Annotated in this window: 16 protein-coding genes, 1 pseudogene and 1 riboswitch; of the genes and pseudogenes, 10 read left to right on the forward strand and 7 right to left on the reverse strand. The window is 46.0% G+C overall.

What is annotated here, in order from left to right; translation table 11 throughout:
• Window positions 1-105 precede the first annotated feature (105 nt).
• The 10 genes and pseudogenes from CCC17_RS14960 (at window position 106) to CCC17_RS00410 (ending at window position 13073) form a co-directional block, all read left to right on the forward strand.
• Window positions 106-1492: pseudogene (locus CCC17_RS14960) on the forward strand (carbohydrate ABC transporter substrate-binding protein).
• Between the two features lie 72 nt (window positions 1493-1564).
• On the forward strand, window positions 1565-2518 hold the full coding sequence (locus CCC17_RS00370; protein ID WP_110102965.1) for a carbohydrate ABC transporter permease: 954 nt from the start codon (window positions 1565-1567) through the stop codon (window positions 2516-2518).
• Window positions 2518-3363 (forward strand): carbohydrate ABC transporter permease, encoded by an 846-nt coding sequence (locus CCC17_RS00375; protein WP_173756838.1) that lies wholly within the window; start codon window positions 2518-2520, stop codon window positions 3361-3363. Before CCC17_RS00370 ends, CCC17_RS00375 begins: the two co-directional genes overlap by 1 nt.
• Before the next feature lie 20 nt (window positions 3364-3383).
• On the forward strand, window positions 3384-5843 hold the full coding sequence (locus CCC17_RS00380) for a glycoside hydrolase family 3 protein (protein ID WP_287082299.1): 2460 nt from the start codon (window positions 3384-3386) through the stop codon (window positions 5841-5843).
• Window positions 5844-5997: 154 nt separating this feature from the next.
• Window positions 5998-7599, forward strand: coding sequence for an ATP-binding protein (locus tag CCC17_RS00385; RefSeq protein WP_287082300.1), 1602 nt, complete (start codon window positions 5998-6000; stop codon window positions 7597-7599).
• Window positions 7600-7851: 252 nt separating this feature from the next.
• Window positions 7852-8586, forward strand: a complete 735-nt coding sequence (locus CCC17_RS00390) for a FadR/GntR family transcriptional regulator (RefSeq protein ID WP_287082302.1) — start codon at window positions 7852-7854, stop codon at window positions 8584-8586.
• A 307-nt stretch (window positions 8587-8893) separates the two neighbouring features.
• Window positions 8894-10087 (forward strand): Ldh family oxidoreductase, encoded by a 1194-nt coding sequence (locus tag CCC17_RS00395; RefSeq protein ID WP_330577260.1) that lies wholly within the window; start codon window positions 8894-8896, stop codon window positions 10085-10087.
• A 56-nt stretch (window positions 10088-10143) separates the two neighbouring features.
• Window positions 10144-11319, forward strand: coding sequence for an NAD(P)-dependent malic enzyme (locus CCC17_RS00400; RefSeq protein WP_015526165.1), 1176 nt, complete (start codon window positions 10144-10146; stop codon window positions 11317-11319).
• Between the two features lie 178 nt (window positions 11320-11497).
• Window positions 11498-12556: a histidinol-phosphate transaminase gene (gene hisC / locus CCC17_RS00405; protein ID WP_287082304.1), complete on the forward strand. Its 1059-nt coding sequence runs from the start codon at window positions 11498-11500 to the stop codon at window positions 12554-12556.
• A gap of 16 nt (window positions 12557-12572) precedes the next feature.
• Complete coding sequence (locus tag CCC17_RS00410; protein WP_059086725.1) at window positions 12573-13073, forward strand: COG2426 family protein; 501 nt, start codon at window positions 12573-12575, stop codon at window positions 13071-13073.
• 171 nt (window positions 13074-13244) lie between these two features.
• On the opposite strand, the gene CCC17_RS00415 is transcribed toward CCC17_RS00410, so the two are convergent.
• The 7 genes from CCC17_RS00415 to CCC17_RS00445 are packed head-to-tail and all read right to left on the reverse strand — an operon-like array spanning window position 13245 to window position 18084.
• Window positions 13245-14306 carry a type IV pilus twitching motility protein PilT gene (locus CCC17_RS00415; RefSeq protein ID WP_022426849.1) on the reverse strand — a complete coding sequence of 354 codons (1062 nt, stop codon included), beginning with the start codon at window positions 14304-14306 and terminating at the stop codon, window positions 13245-13247.
• A gap of 4 nt (window positions 14307-14310) precedes the next feature.
• Window positions 14311-14796 (reverse strand): hypothetical protein, encoded by a 486-nt coding sequence (locus CCC17_RS00420; protein ID WP_287082306.1) that lies wholly within the window; start codon window positions 14794-14796, stop codon window positions 14311-14313.
• Window positions 14793-15245, reverse strand: coding sequence for a hypothetical protein (locus tag CCC17_RS00425; protein WP_015526159.1), 453 nt, complete (start codon window positions 15243-15245; stop codon window positions 14793-14795). The genes CCC17_RS00420 and CCC17_RS00425 overlap by 4 nt, the downstream gene beginning before the upstream one ends.
• On the reverse strand, window positions 15242-15736 hold the full coding sequence (locus CCC17_RS00430; RefSeq protein WP_015526158.1) for a DUF4860 domain-containing protein: 495 nt from the start codon (window positions 15734-15736) through the stop codon (window positions 15242-15244). Before CCC17_RS00430 ends, CCC17_RS00425 begins: the two co-directional genes overlap by 4 nt.
• Window positions 15733-16089, reverse strand: coding sequence for a hypothetical protein (locus tag CCC17_RS00435; protein WP_118752737.1), 357 nt, complete (start codon window positions 16087-16089; stop codon window positions 15733-15735). The genes CCC17_RS00430 and CCC17_RS00435 overlap by 4 nt, the downstream gene beginning before the upstream one ends.
• 12 nt (window positions 16090-16101) lie before the next feature.
• Window positions 16102-17145 (reverse strand): type II secretion system F family protein, encoded by a 1044-nt coding sequence (locus tag CCC17_RS00440; RefSeq protein ID WP_287082308.1) that lies wholly within the window; start codon window positions 17143-17145, stop codon window positions 16102-16104.
• 21 nt (window positions 17146-17166) lie between these two features.
• Window positions 17167-18084, reverse strand: coding sequence for a transglutaminase-like domain-containing protein (locus CCC17_RS00445; protein WP_021652106.1), 918 nt, complete (start codon window positions 18082-18084; stop codon window positions 17167-17169).
• Between the two features lie 129 nt (window positions 18085-18213).
• A riboswitch (cyclic di-GMP riboswitch) is annotated at window positions 18214-18301 on the forward strand.
• Window positions 18302-18333 lie beyond the last annotated feature (32 nt).

The raw sequence follows: 18333 nt of genomic DNA on the forward strand, positions 1-18333 counted from the left end.
ACATTTTGTTAAGATTAATAATATAATCGCAGATAAAAAAATGGTATATTTTCATCATCAAAGGTAAAGCATCGGGGATGCTACAGAAAAAGGAGGATTTATACTATGAAAAAAAGAGCGGTATCTATGATCCTTGCAGCAGCAATGGTTTGTGGAATGATGGCAGCAAATGTAAGCTGTGTATCTGCAAAAGGATCGGATGAGGGAAAAGTGATCAATATTTATTCCTGGAATGATGAGTTCCGTCAGAGACTGGAAGCTATTTATCCGGAAGTAGAGTCCACTTCCAAAGATGGTACAGTTACAAAACTGAAAGATGGTACAGAGATCCACTGGATCGTAAATCCGAACCAGGATGGCGTATATCAGCAGAAACTGGATGAGGCACTTCTCAACCAGGCTGATGCAAGTGCAGATGATAAGGTAGACATGTTCCTTTCTGAGACAGATTATGTATTCAAATATACAGACAAAGATGCAGATGTTGCAATGCCTCTTACTGATCTTGGCATTGATCCGGACAAGGATCTTGCAGATCAGTATGATTTCACGAAAACAACAGCTTCTGATGCGGATGGAGTACAGAGAGGCGCCACATGGCAGTGCTGCCCGGGTGTCCTTGTATATCGTCGTGACATTGCGAAAGATGTTTTCGGTACTGATGACCCGAAAGAAGTTGGCGAGAAGATGAAAGACTGGGATACAGCTAAAGAAACAGCAGCTCAGCTGAAAGAAAAAGGATATTATACATTTGCTTCTTATGCAGACACTTTTCGTTTATATGGAAACAGCATTGAGAATCCGTGGGTAGAGTCCGGTGATTCTGTGATCAAAGTAGATTCAAAGATCATGGACTGGGTAAAAGATCATGGACTGGGTAAAAGATTCCAAAGAGTGGCTGGATGCAGGTTATCTTAACAAAACTGTAAAAGGTCAGTGGAACGATGACTGGAACAAGGCAATGAGTTCTGAGTCCAAGGTATTCGCATTCCTCTTCCCGGCATGGGGTATCGACTTTACTCTGAAACCAAACTGGGATGGAGCAGAAGGTGACTGGGCTGTTACAAATCCTCCGCAGGAATACAACTGGGGTGGCTCTTACATTCAGGCTGCAACAGGAACAGATAATCCGGAACATGTCAAAGATATTATCCTGGCAATGACGGGAAATCAGGATAATCTTCTTAAGATTTCCAAAGAATACTCTGATTTTACAAATACAAAATCCGGTATGAAAGATGCAGCTACAAATGCAGATTTCGCATCTGATTTCCTTGGTGGACAGAACCCGTTTGAGTATTTTGCACCGGTTGCAGAGAATATCAAGATCGCACCGCTTTCCGCATATGACCAGGGTTGTGTAGAGCTGATCCAGAACGCTTTCAGTGATTACTTCCAGGGTAAAGTAGACTTTGACAAAGCAAAATCCAACTTTGAGACAGCTATTCAGGAGCGTTATCCGGAAATCACAGAGATCCAGTGGCCGGAATAAATACCACATGAGGATAATTGTTGATGCTGCAGGATCTTTGGATCCTGCAGCTTGCTGGAAAGGAAGAGCATTATGAAGAAAAAGAGCGTTAATTACGGAAAATGGGGATACATATTTATTCTTCCGTTTTTTGTGATCTATTTTATCTTTTCGCTGATTCCGCTGTTTGATACAGTGAGATACAGCTTTTTTGAATATTTCCGTTCTGGAATCAAGCAGATTGGTCCTAATTTTGTAGGACTTGCCAATTATGTCAGTCTTCTGCATTCTGACATGCTGAAATACGGACTGAATACACTGATCCTTTGGGTGATCGGATTTGTTCCGCAGATCGTTGTTGCACTGGTGCTTGCATGCTGGTTTACTGATGCCAGGCTGAAGCTTCATGGCAAGCAGTTTTTTAAGGTTGTAATTTATCTGCCGAACCTGATCATGGCATCAGCATTTGCACTTCTGTTTTTTACCATGTTTTCCACAAACGGACCTGTAAACTCCATTTTGTGTTCACTGGGCTGGATAAAGGAACCGATTGATTTTCTGGGCTCTGTTCTGGGAACAAGATCATTGGTAGGTTTCATGAATTTCCTGATGTGGTTCGGAAACACGACCATCATGCTGATGGCAGCAGTAATGGGAATCAGTATGGATATTTTTGAAGCATCGGATCTGGACGGATGCAACAGCATTCAGCGTTTCGTCTATATTACGCTTCCACTGATTCGTCCGATTCTTTCCTATACTCTGATCACTTCCATCATCGGTGGCCTTCAGATGTTTGATGTACCGCAGATCCTCACAAACGGACAGGGTAATCCGGACAGAACATCCATGACACTGATTATGTTCCTGAACAGCCATCTGAAGAGCAAGAATTATGGTATGGCCGGAGCATTGTCTGTATACCTGTTTATTATCAGTGCAATCCTCTGCTTCTTTGTATATCGTATGACTAACGACAATGATCCGGACGGATCTAAGAAAGCAGCGAAAAAGAGAGCAAGAGCAGAAAGGAGAAAAACAAAATGATGAAAGATAAGACAGCCAGCAGGATCAGAAGTATCGTGGCACATGTGGTACTTATTATTCTTTCCTTTATGTGTCTCTTTTTCTTTTATGTACTGATCGTGAATGCGTCTCATTCTCATGCAGAGCTTCAGAAGGGATTTTCTGCTCTTCCTGGAAAATATTTCTGGAAAAACCTGATGAATGTTGCAAATGACGGAAGCTTTCCGATGTTCAGGGGAATTCTTAACAGTATTATCGTGTCCGGATGCAGTGCAGTATTATGTACATATTTTTCCTCACTGACAGCATATGGTCTTTATGCCTATGATTTCAAGGCAAGGAATATAGCGTTTACATTTATCATGGCGATCCTCGTCATGCCGACACAGGTAACTGCAATGGGCTTCCTTCGTCTGATCACAAAGATGGGATTATATGATTCCCTGCTTCCGTTGATTATTCCGTCTGTTGCGTCACCGGCCGTATTCTATTTTATGTACAGCTATCTGCAGTCCTCACTGCCGATGTCACTGGTAGAAGCAGCCAGAATTGACGGCTCCGGAGAATTCCGTACTTTCAACAGTATTGTCCTGCCAATCATGAAGCCGGCAATCGCTGTACAGGCGATTTTTACATTTGTAGGCTCCTGGAACAATTATTTCGTTCCTGCTCTGGTTATCCAGTCTAAAAGCAAGATGACTGTTCCAATCCTGATTGCAACACTTCGTGGAGCAGATTATATGAATTTTGATATGGGTAAGATTTACATGATGATCACAGTTGCCATTGTGCCGATCATTATCGTATATCTCCTTCTTTCCAAGTTTATCATCGCAGGAGTGACACTTGGAGGCGTAAAAGAATAACAAAAGGTAGCAGGTAAGATATGACAGTTAAGAAATGGAAACACAGCGGAACAAAGAAACACAGCATGTCAGACCGTGAAATACGAAACGGTCTTCTTTCGGAAAAAGCAGCAGAGGAGGGTATTGTACTGCTGAAAAATGATAAAAAAATACTCCCTCTGAATATTTCCACGAAAATAGGTTTATACGGCGCCGGTGCGGGAAAGACAGTGAAAGGCGGAACAGGTTCCGGTGATGTGAATAACAGAAGTAACATTTCTATTTATCAGGGACTGAAAGAAAACGGTATTCAGATCGTAAGCGAGAAATGGCTGGCCAATTATGAGTCAATATACGCAGAAGCACGCCGGGCATGGAAAGAAAAAATACTGGAAGAAGCAAAGTTTGTGGAAAATCCTTTTGATGCCTATGCGGAAAATCCCTTTGCAATGCCGGAAGGCCGTGCAGTCACAGCAGAAGATACTGTCGATGCCCAGACAGCAATCTATGTGGTAAGCAGGATTTCCGGTGAGGGAAAGGATAGGCGCAGGGTCGAGGGAGATTATTATCTGAGCAGACGGGAGCGGGAGGATATCCGGTTCCTTGATGCACAGAAGATTCCTACAGTACTTATCCTGAATTCCGGCGGTCCGGTAGAACTGACAGATATTCTGGAAGAAACAGAAAATATCTGTGCTGTCCTGAATATTTCCCAGCTTGGACAAAGAGGCGGACTTGCCCTCGCCAATGTCCTTCTGGGAAAGGTAACTCCAGGCGGCAAGCTGACTGCAACATGGGCCAGAAGGTATGAGGATTATCCGTGTGCAGAGGAATACAGCTATCTTAATGGCAAGCTTGAAAGAGAAGAGTACAAGGAAGGAATTTATACAGGATATCGTTATTTTGATACTTTTGGTGTAAAACCGCTGTTTCCGTTTGGATATGGACTTTCTTACACAGAAATGCAGATACGCTTCCATGGGATGAAAACATCAGGGGATGGCGTTGAAGTTGAAACAGAGGTAACGAATACAGGAGAAACTTTTTCGGGAAAAGAGGTCGTGCAGGTCTATGTGTCTCTTCCACAGGATGAATCAGGGAAGGAATACCGTCGGCTGGCTGGCTTTGCAAAAACAAAACTTCTGAAGCCGGGGGAAAAAGAACTGCTGAAAATCAGGATCGACAGAAAGACACTGGCATATTTTTCCGAAGAGCAGCATGCCTGGATTGCTGAAAAAGGTTATTATGCTGTCTGGGTCGGAAACAGCATTGCATCGCTTACGCTGGCTGCAATGCTTGAAGTGCCGGAGAGTGTGATCCTGGATAAAACGAATATCCTTGAGAATCAGACTGATATTACTGAAGAAGTTTATGACCGCCAGAATCTTTCTGCCAGAACTCTGAAATGGAAAGAGAAGGCAGAGAATGAGAAGATTGGAAGATATATCTATTATCCTGAACCAGAGAAGAGAACAGAATGCACCTGCCAACCGGAAAATAAGATTCCTGCAAAGGATCTGCTCCCGCTGTTTTATGGGAATATTGCTGGAATCTCCAGTAATCTGGGGGCGGCAGGAATCCGTGTTCCTGGCTCTGCCGGTGAGACCACGGCTGCTCTTTATGAGCAATATGGCGTTTCCCCACTGATCATGGCCGATGGGCCGGCAGGACTGAGACTTCAGCAGAATTATGAAGTAGACAGAGAAACAGACACAGTATATGGAATCGGTGTCCTTGGATCTCTGGAAAACGGATACCTGAGAACAGATGAGACTCACGAAAACGCAGACAGATATTATCAGTTCTGTACGGCATTTCCGGTTGGAACTGCACTGGCTCAGACCTGGGATACTGCCCTTGTGGAAAAAGTTGGAATAGCAGTGGCAGAAGAAATGGAGGAATTCCACATAGATCTCTGGTTAGCACCTGGTCTTAATATTCAGAGAAACCCTCTGTGCGGCAGAAATTTTGAGTATTATTCCGAAGATCCGCTGCTTTCCGGAACCATGGCAGCAGCCATGACAAAAGGAGTGCAGAGCAGACCTGGCTGCGGTGTTACCGTTAAGCATTTTGCCTGCAACAATCAGGAAGATAATCGTATGGGCGTAGATGCACAGGTATCAGAACGTGCCCTGAGGGAAATTTACCTGCGTGGTTTTGAGATTGCAGTTAAAGAGAGCAGACCAGTGGCAATCATGTCTTCCTATAATTTACTGAATGGTGTCCATGCTGCAAACAGTGTTGATCTCTGTACAGCCATTGCCCGAAAAGAATGGGGATTTGACGGTGTGATCATGTCAGACTGGAATACAACGGTTCCGGAAGATGGAAGTATTCCGTGGAAATGCGTGACAGCAGGAAATGATATTATCATGCCTGGTAATGCAGCCGACGCAGAAAATATCCGAAAAGCTTTTGAAGACGGAAAGCTTTCGGAAGAAGTTGTCAGAATGTGTGCGGGACGTATTCTGAACCTGATACACACACTGACAGCAGAATAAAAAAAATTATATAGTAGTGAAAAACTTGCCTGAATTCAATTTTCGATTTATCATTGGATTCAGGCATATTTTTTGCAGATGTCGCGCAAGGCAACCCGTTTTAGGCGGAGGATCCTGCAGGCAGTTTTTTATATGCCGTGAAAAGGAGAATACCATGAACATAAAACGAGCAAAGCAGGAGATCAGAGATTCCATAGAAGCATATCTTTCAAAGGACGAATTCGGTGAGTACCGGATCCCGGCGATCCGACAGAGACCGATCCTTCTTATGGGCCCTCCGGGAATCGGAAAGACACAGATTATGGAACAGATAGCAAGGGAATGCGGGATTGCTCTTGTTTCCTATACCATTACCCACCACACCAGGCAGAGTGCTGTGGGACTTCCTTTTATTATAAAAAAGAATTATGGTGAGGAAGAATTTTCTGTCACGGAATATACCATGAGTGAGATCATTTCATCCGTTTACGACAAAATGGAAAAAACAGGTCTGAAAGAAGGCATCCTGTTCATTGATGAGATCAACTGCGTATCTGAAACACTGGCACCGATGATGCTGCAGTTCCTTCAGGGAAAAACCTTCGGAAACCAGAAGGTGCCGGAAGGCTGGGTAATCGTCACAGCAGGCAACCCGCCGGAATATAACAAATCCGTCCGGGAATTCGATGTGGTCACTCTGGACCGTATCAAGAAGATTGATGTGGAGGCAGACTTTGATGTATGGAAGGAATACGCCTACCAGCAGGGAATTCATCCGGCGGTGATCTCCTATCTGGAGCTTCGCAGAAAAAATTTCTACAGGGTGGAGAATACCGTAGACGGAAAGATCTTTGCCACAGCCAGAGGCTGGGAGGATCTTTCCCGTCTGATCCAGGTTTATGAGATCCTTGGAAAAACCGTAGACCGTGAGGTGGTCAGCCAGTACATCCAGCACAGGATGATCGCGAAGGACTTCGCCAGCTATCTGGCTCTTTATTATAAGTACAGAACGGATTATAAAGTGGAGGACATCCTGAAAGGAAAGTGGGATTCCATTACTCTGGGTAAGATCCGCACAGCCTCTCTGGACGAGCATTTGAGCATTGTAAGCCTTCTCAACGGAAAGCTCAGCGAGCTTTTTACAGAATGCTATCTTACCGATGCCTATCTCACGAAACTGTATGATTATATGGTGTACTTCAGAGAAGATCAGGACAGCCTCACAGCAAAAAATCTCATGGAAAAAGCAGAGGCGGATCTTGAAAAGGACAAAAAGAGTGAGCTTCTTACAAAACAGCAGGAGCGTATACAGAAACGTGTTGTGTCATTTTTTGAAAATGCGTCCGGATCGAAATCAACCTCGGGATCAATTGGATCGAAATCAACCGGATCAGATAAAACCAGATCAGGCTCATATCCGGCAGGAGGCAGAAGTGCTGCAGCAGAATCGAAAGATCCATCGTCAAACAGGAACTATGAGTTTGTGAAAGTCCTCTTCGAATCCGAAACCGAAGCCTACGAAAACCGAACCGACGAAATATCTCTTACTCTTCAGAACGTCTTCGACTTCATGGAAGCTGCTTTTGGGGACAGCCAGGAAATGGTGGCATTTATCACAGAACTGAATGCCAACTATTATAGTCTCTGGTTCATTCGGGAGAACGGTTCTGACCAGTATTACAGGCATAATAAAGGTCTTCTTTTTGACGACCGCCAGAAAATGCTTCTGGGCCAGATGGAGGAAGTGGAAAACATTCTCAATAATGGAATAAAATAATATGTCTTACCAATTTATTATTTACTATTGATTAAATTGGGGAATTATCGTATAATATTTACTATAAAAGTCCGGAAAATAGAGAGGGCAAATAGTCAAAATGCACAGACTGGCTGAATGGCTGCAGAGCGATCATCTGGTGCAGAACTGCATGATGACTGAGAATGGTAAATATCCACTTGTCTATATTCCGGGATTTTTATGTAAAGGAAGGCAACACAATAATAAAGGAAGGCGGCCGAAACGGACGACATGTTTACAAAGATTACAGAAGAACGAGCATTTGACGGAATATTAGTGCAGATCATAGAAAATATCCGGCGGGGAGAACTGAAGCCGGGGGACACTTTACCTGCGGAACGTGTTATGGCAGAATCCCTGGGAGTTTCCAGACCTGCTGTCCGTGAAGTCCTGCGGGCACTGGAGCTGATGGGAATTGTCACAACGGTCCGCGGCGGAGCCAACTATATTACCGAGAATATGGATCAGTGGCTTTCTGCACCACTGGCCCTTCTTTTTCAGCTGAATAACAGCCATGTACAGCAGGTACAGGAACTTCGTTCTGCGCTGGAGCAGGAGGCTGCGCTTCTTGCAGCCGGGAATTGTACGGAGAAGGATGCATTAGATCTGCGTTCCATCCTGGCACAGCTGGAGAGCTCAGAGGACGAGAAAGCCCGTGCAGGTCTTGATAAGAAGCTTCATACGAAAATCGGCAGGATCGCAGGGAATCCTATGATCTATAATGTTCTGGATGCGGCAGCGCAGCTGACAGAGGAGATCATTTCCGGTACCCGAGCTTATATTATGCAGAAACATAATTCTGCTCTTGAGGTGGATGACCAGCACAGAAGATTGGTGGAAGCCATTATTTCCGGAGACCGGAACCAGGCGGAGAGGCTGATGCGCGAACATATGGAAACCATTGAGAAATATATAATGGAGATCGCACAGCAGCAGGGCGAGAACAGCCTTGTATTTCATCGCTGATCCACTTGAAATAAATAAAATTTCAGTAAAAATCCCGTTAATCTGGTAAGACCACTATTGATTTTGGTAAGACCGAGTGCTATAATAGGGGATGTATTGGTAATACCAAAAAAGTTTGATATTATGGCAGCATCCTGAAGGCTTCATGAGACGAGACAACATAAGACGAGACAACATAAGACGAGACAGCTTGAGACGAGACAACATGAGACGAGACAACGTAAGATGAGACAGCATGAGGCAGGACAGCGTAAGACGAGACAGCACAGGATGAAGGTTACTGTACCCCTGCAGTATTATATAAAGTATGCTGCGGGTCACAGCGTGGGCAGTAACCTGCCGGAAATATCAGGAGAAAGGACTTGCGATTATGGGATATGTAAAATGGAGTTATGACACACTGAACCATTTCTGCGGAGACGTTTTCAAAGCGTTTGGCTTTTCTGAGGAAGAAGGAAATATCATTAAAGATGTTCTTCTGACTGCTGATCTGTATGGGATCGAGAGCCACGGAATGCAGAGGATGGTTCGTTACCATAAAGGAATCGAGAAGGGGACTATTCATCCCCAGGCGAAACCGGAAGTTGTTTTTGAAACACCGATTTCTGCTGTGATAGACGGACATAACGGAATGGGCCAGCTGATCAGCCATTTTGCCATGGAAAAGGCAATTGAGAAGGCAAAGACAACTGGTGTGGGAATCGTAAGTGTACGAAATTCCAATCATTTCGGTATTGCAGGATATTATGCGAACATGGCCTGCCATGAAGGCCTTCTTGGAATGGCATGTACCAACTCCGAGGCGATCATGGTACCGACTTTTGGAAGAAAGGCTATGCTGGGCTCCAACCCGATCGCAGTCGCTATGCCTGCAGACCCGTATCCGTTTTTCTTTGACTGTTCCACAACAGTTGTAACCAGGGGTAAACTGGAAATGTATAATAAGATGGGCAAGCCTCTTCCGGATGGCTGGGCACTTGACAAAAACGGTCATGCCAGCAATAATGCACCGGATGTACTTGCAAACATCGTAGCCAAGAAGGGCGGCGGAATCATGCCTCTTGGTGGAAACGAGGAAGTCAGCGGAAGCCATAAGGGATATGGCTATGGAATGCTCTGTGAGCTGTTCAGCTCTATTCTTTCCATGGGCGTTACCTCCGATAAATGCTGTACATTCCCGGATAAGACCGGTATCTGCCATGGATTTATGGCGATCAACCCGGCGGCATTCGGAGATCCGGATGCGATCCGCAAGCATTTTTCAGAATATCTTGAGGCACTTCGGGAGAGTCCGAAGGCAGACGGTCAGGACAGGATCTATACACACGGCGAGAAAGAGGTAGCTGCTGAAAAAGACAGAAAAGAGAATGGCATTCCGGTCAACGACAATACCATGGTAGAGCTTGCTGATCTCTGCAGTTATCTGAAGCTTGATTTTGGCTCTTATTTTGAAGGCTATGAGCTTCCGAAGGACAGTAAATTCTTCAATGGTAATTATTAATTCAGGTAATCCTTTTGAAATGAAATATATCATAATTATCCAAGGAGGAAAAGAAAATGGATTATGCAAAAGAGTCATTAAGACTGCACGGAGATTGGAAAGGTAAGATCGAGGTTGTTACAAGAGTGCCGGTTGAGAATAAAGACGACCTTTCTCTTGCATATACACCAGGTGTAGCTCAGCCTTGCCTTGAGATCCAGAAAGATATCAATAAATCCTACGAGCTTACAAGAAGATGGAATATGTGTCTTGTTGTAACAGACGGTTCCGCAGTTCTTGGTCTTGGTGACATCGGACCGGAAGCCGGTATGCCTGTAATGGAAGGTAAATGTGTACTGTTCAAGGCATTCGGCGATGTAGACGCATTCCCGCTTTGCATTAAGAGCCATGATGTAGACGAGATCGTAAATACTATTTACATGATCTCCGGATCCTTCGGTGGTGTTAACCTTGAGGATATCTCCGCTCCGAGATGCTTTGAGATCGAGAAAAAACTGAAAGAGAAATGTGATATTCCGATCTTCCACGATGATCAGCACGGAACTGCAGTTATCACACTTGCAGGTTTGACAAACGCTCTGAAGGTTGTCGGAAAGAAGAAAGAGGATGTTCGTATCGTTATGAACGGTGCAGGTGCAGCTGCTATCTCTATCTGCAGACTTCTTCTGAAAGCAGGCTTCAAGGATGTTACACTCTGCGATAGAAAGGGTGCCATCTATGAGGGACGTACAGAAGGAATGAACCCGGTTAAGGAAGAGATGAGCAAGCTCACAAACCTTCAGAAGAAACAGGGATCTCTTGCAGAGATGCTGGTTGGCGCGGATGTATTTATCGGTGTTTCCGCTCCTGGAGCAGTGACAACAGAGATGGTTAAGACCATGAACAAAGATGCCATCATCTTCGCATGCGCAAACCCGACACCGGAGATCTTCCCGGATGATGCAAAAGCAGGCGGAGCAAAGGTTATCTCCACAGGAAGAAGTGACTTCCCGAACCAGATCAACAACGTTCTTGCATTCCCTGGAATCTTCCGTGGTGCATTTGATGTAAGAGCAAGTGATATCAACGATGAGATGAAGATTGCAGCTTCCAAGGCTCTTGCAGATCTGATCACAGATGAGGAGCTTTCTCCGGAGTATATCATTCCGAAGGCATTTGACAAGAGAGTCGGACCGGCTGTCGCAAAAGCAGTAGCAGAGGCAGCAAAAGCAACAGGCGTAGCACGTATCTGATCTTAAGCGCCTGATACGAACCAAAACAGCCCTTCATTAAGAAGAATATATCAGACACCCGTACTCTGTAACCCGGTACGGGTGTCTTTTTGTTTCCCGGCAGGTGGTATTACCCTTTGACAAATGTCCTCGCAGTGAGTACAATAGCAAAAGAATATGATAGGAGGTTAAGCACAGCATGAAACCATGGGAAGCTAATATACGAAAAGTAGTGCCGTATACTCCTGGCGAGCAGCCAAATGAGAGCGGCATGATCAAACTGAATACAAACGAGAATCCATATTCACCGGCTCCTGGTGTGGAGAAGGCGCTGAAGGCCCTTGATGCCGATACCCTGAGACTTTATCCGGATCCGACAGCAGGAGACCTGGTACACAGTATTGCCGCGTTCTACGGACTGAAGGATGAGCAGGTATTTACAGGCGTTGGTTCCGATGACGTACTGGCTATGTGTTTTCTCACATTTTTTAATTCAGAGAAACCGATCCTGTTCCCGGATATCACCTATTCCTTCTATGATGTATGGGCAGATCTTTTAAGGATCCCATATGAGCGCCCGGTATTAGATGAGGAGTTCCATATCCGTAAAGAAGATTATTTCCGTGAAAACGGCGGAATCGTATTCCCTAACCCCAATGCACCGACCGGCGTGGAAATGCCTCTTTCCGAGATCGAGGAGATCGTGGCAAAGAATCCGGAGAGTATCGTGATCGTAGATGAGGCGTACGTGGATTTCGGAGCAGCATCCGCACTGCCGTTGATCGAAAAATATGATAATTTGCTTGTTGTGCAGACCTTCTCCAAGTCCAGATCCCTGGCAGGAATGCGTATCGGATATGCCTTCGGAAATACGGAGCTGATCAAATATCTCAATGATGTGAAATATTCCTTTAACTCCTATACCATGGATCGTACTACCATCGCAGCTGGTGTGGCATCTATGGAGGATAAGGCATATTTTGAGGAATGCTGCCATAAGATCATTACAACAAGAGAGTGGACAAAGGCAGAGCTCAGGAAGCTTGGATTTTCCTTCCAGGATTCCAGATCCAACTTTATCTTTGCCACACATGAGAGCTGTCCGGCCAAAGAGCTTTTCGCAGCACTGAGGGAGAAACATATCTATGTAAGATATTTCCCGAAGGACAGGATCGACAATCATCTCCGTATCACCATCGGTACCGATGAGGAGATGAAAAAGCTGGTAGAATTCTTGACGGAATATCTGCAGAAATAACAATTAAGGAGGTACTATGGAAGTACTGGTACAATGGTTTTCACACCACCTTGCACAGTTTATCTCTCCCGAGGGAGCTGTGTTCATCATTTCTATGATCCCGATACTGGAGCTTCGAGGCGGCCTTCTGGCAGCTTCTTTGCTGAAGATATCGGCTGCGAAGGCACTGCCGATCTGTATCGTGGGAAATATTATTCCGATTCCGTTTATCCTGCTTTTTATCCGGCAGATTTTTAAATGGATGAAAAAAACAAAGACATTCAGAGGTCTGATCACAAAGCTGGAAAATAGAGCTATGGGAAAGAGTGACCAGATCAAGAGGTATGAATTTCTTGGACTTTTGCTGTTTGTGGGAATCCCTCTTCCGGGCACAGGAGCCTGGACAGGTGCACTGATCGCCTCTCTTCTTGAGGTGGATATCAAAAAATCCTCCATTGCGATCCTGTGCGGACTTTTTATGGCAAGTGCCATTATGTATATTGTTTCTTATGGAATTGTAGGAAATGTAGTGCATTGATCGATCACAGAGAAGGAATGGCTTTTTGATCGAGATCGGATTGAAAATAAAAAAATCCCTTACCGGATCTGTAAAATGATATGTGTTCTGTATTCCGGAAACATATCAGAGATCGGTAAGGGATTTTTTATGTGTTTTTACATATCAGGCAGAGGTATACCGAGAAGATCCTTACATAAGTCTGCGCTTCAGCATGTCCGCGTTTAAAGCGTATTTCAGAGCTGTATCCCTGGTGATACGGCCTTTTTTATATAATTCCAGAAGGCTCTGGTCCATAGAACGCATCTGCTCCTGACCGGATGTGGAGATCACGCCTTCGATCTGGTGTACTTTATTGTCGCGGATCATATTGCGGATGGCAGGAGTCAGGCGCATGATCTCGAAAACAGGAATGTTGCGTCCGTCCACATCCGGGATCAGCTGCTGGGAGATCACAGCCTGAAGGACCATGGAAAGCTGGAGGGCAATCTGATGCTGCTGGGATGGCTCAAACACGTCCATGATGCGTTCGATGGTGTTGGCTGCTCCCAGAGTATGCAGGCTGGAAAGGACAAGATGACCGGTTTCCGCAGCGGTCATGGCAGTCTGGATGGTTTCATGATCACGCATCTCTCCAAGAAGGATCACATCCGGGCTCTGGCGTAGTGTGGCACGAAGAGAAGTCAGATAGCTTTCGGTGTCGGTACAGATCTCGCGCTGGCTGACGATACAGCGATCATGGCGGTGGAGATATTCCAGAGGATCCTCCAGAGTGATGATATGGCCTTCCCGGGTATGGTTGATCCGGTCGATCAGACAGGCCATGGTGGTGGATTTACCGCTTCCGGCAGAACCGGTAACAAGGACCATGCCACGGGTATATTCGGAGATGTTCATCACATCCTCGGGAATGGAAAGCTCTGCAGGATCCGGCAGCCGGAAGGCGATCACGCGGATCACGGCAGCCAGGGAACCACGCTGCTTGTAGGCATTGACGCGAAATCTGGAAACACCGGGAATGGAAAAAGAAAAGTCATCATCACCGGTTTCCATAAGACGGGATATATCGCGGTTTTCCGCAAGGCCGTAAATGGTGCGGAGTAAATTTTCTGTCTGATCAGGCATCAATCTGTCACCACGGTCCAAAAGATGACCGTCGATCTTTTCTGCCAGGGGGCGGCCTGCGATGATAAAGATATCAGAGACACGCCGGTTGGCAGCTTCTGCCAAAAATTCAGGAATAGGGGTATCCATAGGTTTATTCTCCTTTAAATACATTCTGGTGGTTGTCAGGTTGCCAGGATCCGGTAAGCTCTGTGTTCCATTGCAGGATCTGATAAGCGGAAGAGCTTTTTTCCTGCGGGTAAAAAATCTCAAGCACTACAGAAAGCTGTTGTGTCTCGGAAATTCCAACGGAGAAGGAAAGGGTGTGGCTGTGGGAATCCCAGCTGAGATCGTCTCTTGTGTCCGCAAGCTTTTGTATCATGGAAAAATATCTGGTCTCATCGGAAGCTTTTTCCCTGTATTGCTCCAGATCATCACGGATTTCTGAAACGGTTTCCGTGGCGCTTGCGCAGCCGGTGTAATAATTTTCGGTCTGTTCCATAGAATGTCTGGCTGTGTTAAGACTGGATCTGGAGCTTCCAAGAGTAAGCAGAGCAAGTACACAGAGACACAGCACAGAGAAGATAAGAAACAGGGAAGGAATGCCGACAGTTACAAAAGACGTATGCTTCTGTTTCAATGTACAGCCTCCCTTCTGTAGTCATCGACAGGAAAACGCAGGGTGATCCGGTAAAGCTCACTGCAGTTGGAAAGCTGCCGGAAAGAAAGCTCGCCGGATTTTTCTGAAGAAGAAATATCTGTTTCCAGGATCATTTCACAGGCGGCTTCTCCGGAAGAGCAGCTCTGCCAGTTACGGTCATAATACCAGATCAGGTTGGTGTTCTTTTTGATGCCCCCCGGAAGCAGAGAGAGGAACTGTTCATCGGTTCCGTCAGTGCCTTCCAGTATCTCGCCCACGGAGGTTGTGAGAGCCTGGATCTGGTTCCACTGTTCTGCCTGGAGCCGGTTTTTCCGTGCTGCCGCGAAGATCTGGATGCAGGCAGCTGAGGAAAGTGACAGAAACAAAAGGGCAAGGATCATTTCCATCAGAAAAAGGCTGGTACCGGAATTATGTCTTGATTCTTTCATGATGCCTCCTTTTTGTCAATGCGATGAAGCAGGAATTCCGAGCGGACTCCCGTGGTACTTTCCAGGGAAAAGTGGTAAAAACCATTTTCCATTTCCGAAAACCGGAAATCGGAAAGCTGTGAGATGACGGTTCCTGCATCGGAACTGGCCTGAGAGCCTTTTGCAGTGAAAAGCTCCATCAGACTGTCATTCTTCAGGTAAATATACGTGATATATTCTTTTCCTTTGATATCGTCCCGGAAACAAAGGGCAGGAATATCATCCAGGGAACCGGAAAAGATCTCATCGCCGCGGTCGTGCTGCCGGAATTTGGTAGTCAGATAAGTTGCTGCGGTCCCAAGCTCGGAATCGGAGTCAGTCTGTTTCACAGTCTGCTGGTAAATCCGGGCGGAAAACAGCAGCATCAGTATAAGGAACAGAACAAAAACACCGAAAAGAAGAAGCGAAAAAAGAGAAGAAACGGAATGTCCGGTGTTCTTCCGGTGATTCATGAGGCATTCCCTCCTTTCGCACTGCCGGACAGAGCGATCACGCTGATAGACGGCAGGAGATTGGAACCATTAGGAACATACTCTACTACGAATTTGGTTTTGTCATAAGTGATATGATAATCCGAGAGAAGCTGGGACAGGCTTTCGGGATATGTGCCTGTGAGGGCATAGGTGCGGATGGCACCGTTTTTCAGTGCCTGTTCCAGAGCATCCTGTTCTTTGTGTACGGCCTGGTCGGAGGTGCTGCTGACACCTGCCACAAACAAGGTGCAGGATAAAACCAGAAGCAGCGCCGGAAAGAGAAGAAAAAATGCTCTGAGAAATTTTGTTCTGCGGCTTTCAAAAAGTTCCATGTGGTCACCACCTTACATTGCAAAATCTGAGAGAATCCCCAGAAGCGGCATCATGACGGATAAAAGGACCAGCCCCACAAGAAGAGACAGCAGGATCACGATGGTAGGCTCCACAATGGAGACTGCCTGTGAGATCAGATCTATGGATCTTTCGGTGTACTGCCGGGAAAGCCTGCGGAAGGTTTCGTCACTGGAACCGGAATAGAAGGATATCGTGATGAGACGGCCTTCCATGCCGCCGAACAGACCGGATTCTGTAAGAGCCTTGGAAAAAGTTTCTCCGCTATCCAGGATAGAGGAAGCCTTCCGGAGTCTTTCGAGTATCACCGGCTGTGAGATCAGATCCTTTGTAAGCTCCAGGCTGGTTTCCGGGGAAAGTCCGCTCCGAAGCCCCAGGGAAAGGCCCTGGGCCAGACGACTGTAATCCATGGCAACCGGGATCTCACGGAAAAACGGGAGATGGATGGCCATTTTTCGCAGCAGGCTGTGACCTTTTTCCGTAAGACTGAAAAACAGGATGCAGCCAATGAGGGCTGCGGCGAGGATCAGAAAAACAGAGGAATACCGGCTGATCACGTTGCCTGCATTCAGAAGTCCCCGGGAAACCCCGTTCATTTCCATTCCCATCTGGTTAAATACCTGTTGAAATACCGGCAGGACTTTTATCAGAAGGACCAGGATCACAACAGCCATCATGCCAAGCATGAGCAGCGGGTAAGTGACTGCAGACCGTATCTGTCCTGAGATTTCTTCCTCCTGTTCATAGTGGGAACTGAGACTTTCCATGATCTCATCCAGGCAGCCGGTTTCCTCACCGGTCCGGACATAGGCGGTCATGGATGTGGGAAAGATCCCGGATTCGTCAAGAGCCCGGGAAAGAGAACCGTTTTCTTCCACGGAACGGATCAGGGGTGTGAGGATCTGCCGGTCTGCATCGGTCTTGCTTTCGTCACAGAGGATGTGAAGTCCTTCAGCTGTGGATATGCCGGAATGCAGAAGCATTCCCATCTGCCCGCAGAAACTGGATAATTCCCGGGCTGTCAGTTTGTTTTTCATAATAAGGTCTCCTTTAGTGGGTCAGCGCGTGAACTGTACCGTATAATTGCTTTCATCACCGATATATTCCTGAATCGCTTCATCACCATCACTGTTGGCGTCAAAGGTGGGATCCATCAGCTTCCAGGTGTCGCCGTCAAAAGATACTGCCTTTGTCACCCAGCCTCTGCCACGGATATAAACATCGATCCATGCATGCTTTACATCACCGGAATAGCCGATCTGAAGCTTGCAGGGAATGTCCTGGCTACGGAGCATTGCAGTAGTCAGTGCAGCGTAATCAAAACAGATCCCCGTGCCGGTGCTTAAAGTATCATCTACATCAGGAAGATAACCGGCTTCGACAGAATCAGCTTTGTCATAATCGTAGGAAATATGACTGGTAACATATGTATAGAAGGTTTTCAGGATGTCGATATCGGTCATGTCTTCTTTGACAAGAGAGGCTGCCAGTTTGCAGGTTTTACTTTTGGAAGAAAAGTCCACGTACTGGTTTGGATACAGAAACGGAAGAAATTCATTCTGAAGCTTTATTGTGAGCGTTTCCGTGTAAAGGGCGGCATACTGGTTTCCATCAACCTGCTGATAGCAGGTGATGAGATACTCACCGGAGCCTTCGGAAAAAGGAAGTACCGTCTGTTCATCAGGTTCCAGAAAATAGGAATAGACCACACCGGAGGGAGCAGTAAGCTGAATGTTCATGCGGGAATCATCGGAATCGGATTCTGCAGTCAGATACCCCTGATCCTGATTGGAAATATCCAGGATCAGAGGGGAACTGCCCAGTGTTTTTTTGCCGGGGGCCTCCGGGGTGAGGACTCTGGCCGGAGAATATACCGGAGGTTCTTCATCGGAGGAAGGAGAATTTCCACAGCCTGCCAGCAGGATTCCGAAAAGCAGCCATACAAAAAAGAGACGGACTGGTAAAAATTTTGACATTGTTTCCGTTCTCCTGTTATATCATGCTTTCTTTTTGAACAGTATAGCAGATTCCGTGAAAAAAAGACAGGAGTAGGGCTCAAAATGCAGTGGAAAATGTTGACATTTCAGGGAAAAAAACATATACTATGCATATAAAGGCAAACCTGTTGAAAGACAGGGACGCAAAGCCATGGGTCTAAGGTCCGAAGGATGACTATGACAGCCGGTTGCCGCATTAAATTCCGATTTAATGACGTATTCAGATAA

The sequence above is a fragment of the Blautia sp. LMAG:36 genome (genome assembly GCF_008680535.1).
Lineage (GTDB): Bacteria > Bacillota > Clostridia > Lachnospirales > Lachnospiraceae > Blautia_A > Blautia_A fusiformis.

Bases quoted from the DNA above. Each gene is read 5' to 3' on its own strand.
- CCC17_RS00395 (WP_330577260.1), top strand. From the start codon at position 8,894: ATGCTGCGGGTCACAGCGTGGGCAGTAACCTGCCGGAAATATCAGGAG.
- CCC17_RS00425 (WP_015526159.1), bottom strand. From the start codon at position 15,245: ATGAAAGAATCAAGACATAATTCCGGTACCAGCCTTTTTCTGATGGAA.
- hisC (WP_287082304.1), top strand. From the start codon at position 11,498: ATGAAACCATGGGAAGCTAATATACGAAAAGTAGTGCCGTATACTCCT.
- CCC17_RS00370 (WP_110102965.1), top strand. From the start codon at position 1,565: ATGAAGAAAAAGAGCGTTAATTACGGAAAATGGGGATACATATTTATT.
- CCC17_RS00440 (WP_287082308.1), bottom strand. From the start codon at position 17,145: ATGAAAAACAAACTGACAGCCCGGGAATTATCCAGTTTCTGCGGGCAG.
- CCC17_RS00445 (WP_021652106.1), bottom strand. From the start codon at position 18,084: ATGTCAAAATTTTTACCAGTCCGTCTCTTTTTTGTATGGCTGCTTTTC.
- CCC17_RS00390 (WP_287082302.1), top strand. From the start codon at position 7,852: ATGTTTACAAAGATTACAGAAGAACGAGCATTTGACGGAATATTAGTG.
- CCC17_RS00400 (WP_015526165.1), top strand. From the start codon at position 10,144: ATGGATTATGCAAAAGAGTCATTAAGACTGCACGGAGATTGGAAAGGT.
- CCC17_RS00385 (WP_287082300.1), top strand. From the start codon at position 5,998: ATGAACATAAAACGAGCAAAGCAGGAGATCAGAGATTCCATAGAAGCA.
- CCC17_RS00415 (WP_022426849.1), bottom strand. From the start codon at position 14,306: ATGGATACCCCTATTCCTGAATTTTTGGCAGAAGCTGCCAACCGGCGT.
- CCC17_RS00380 (WP_287082299.1), top strand. From the start codon at position 3,384: ATGACAGTTAAGAAATGGAAACACAGCGGAACAAAGAAACACAGCATG.
- CCC17_RS00375 (WP_173756838.1), top strand. From the start codon at position 2,518: ATGAAAGATAAGACAGCCAGCAGGATCAGAAGTATCGTGGCACATGTG.
- CCC17_RS00410 (WP_059086725.1), top strand. From the start codon at position 12,573: ATGGAAGTACTGGTACAATGGTTTTCACACCACCTTGCACAGTTTATC.
- CCC17_RS00430 (WP_015526158.1), bottom strand. From the start codon at position 15,736: ATGAATCACCGGAAGAACACCGGACATTCCGTTTCTTCTCTTTTTTCG.
- CCC17_RS00435 (WP_118752737.1), bottom strand. From the start codon at position 16,089: ATGGAACTTTTTGAAAGCCGCAGAACAAAATTTCTCAGAGCATTTTTT.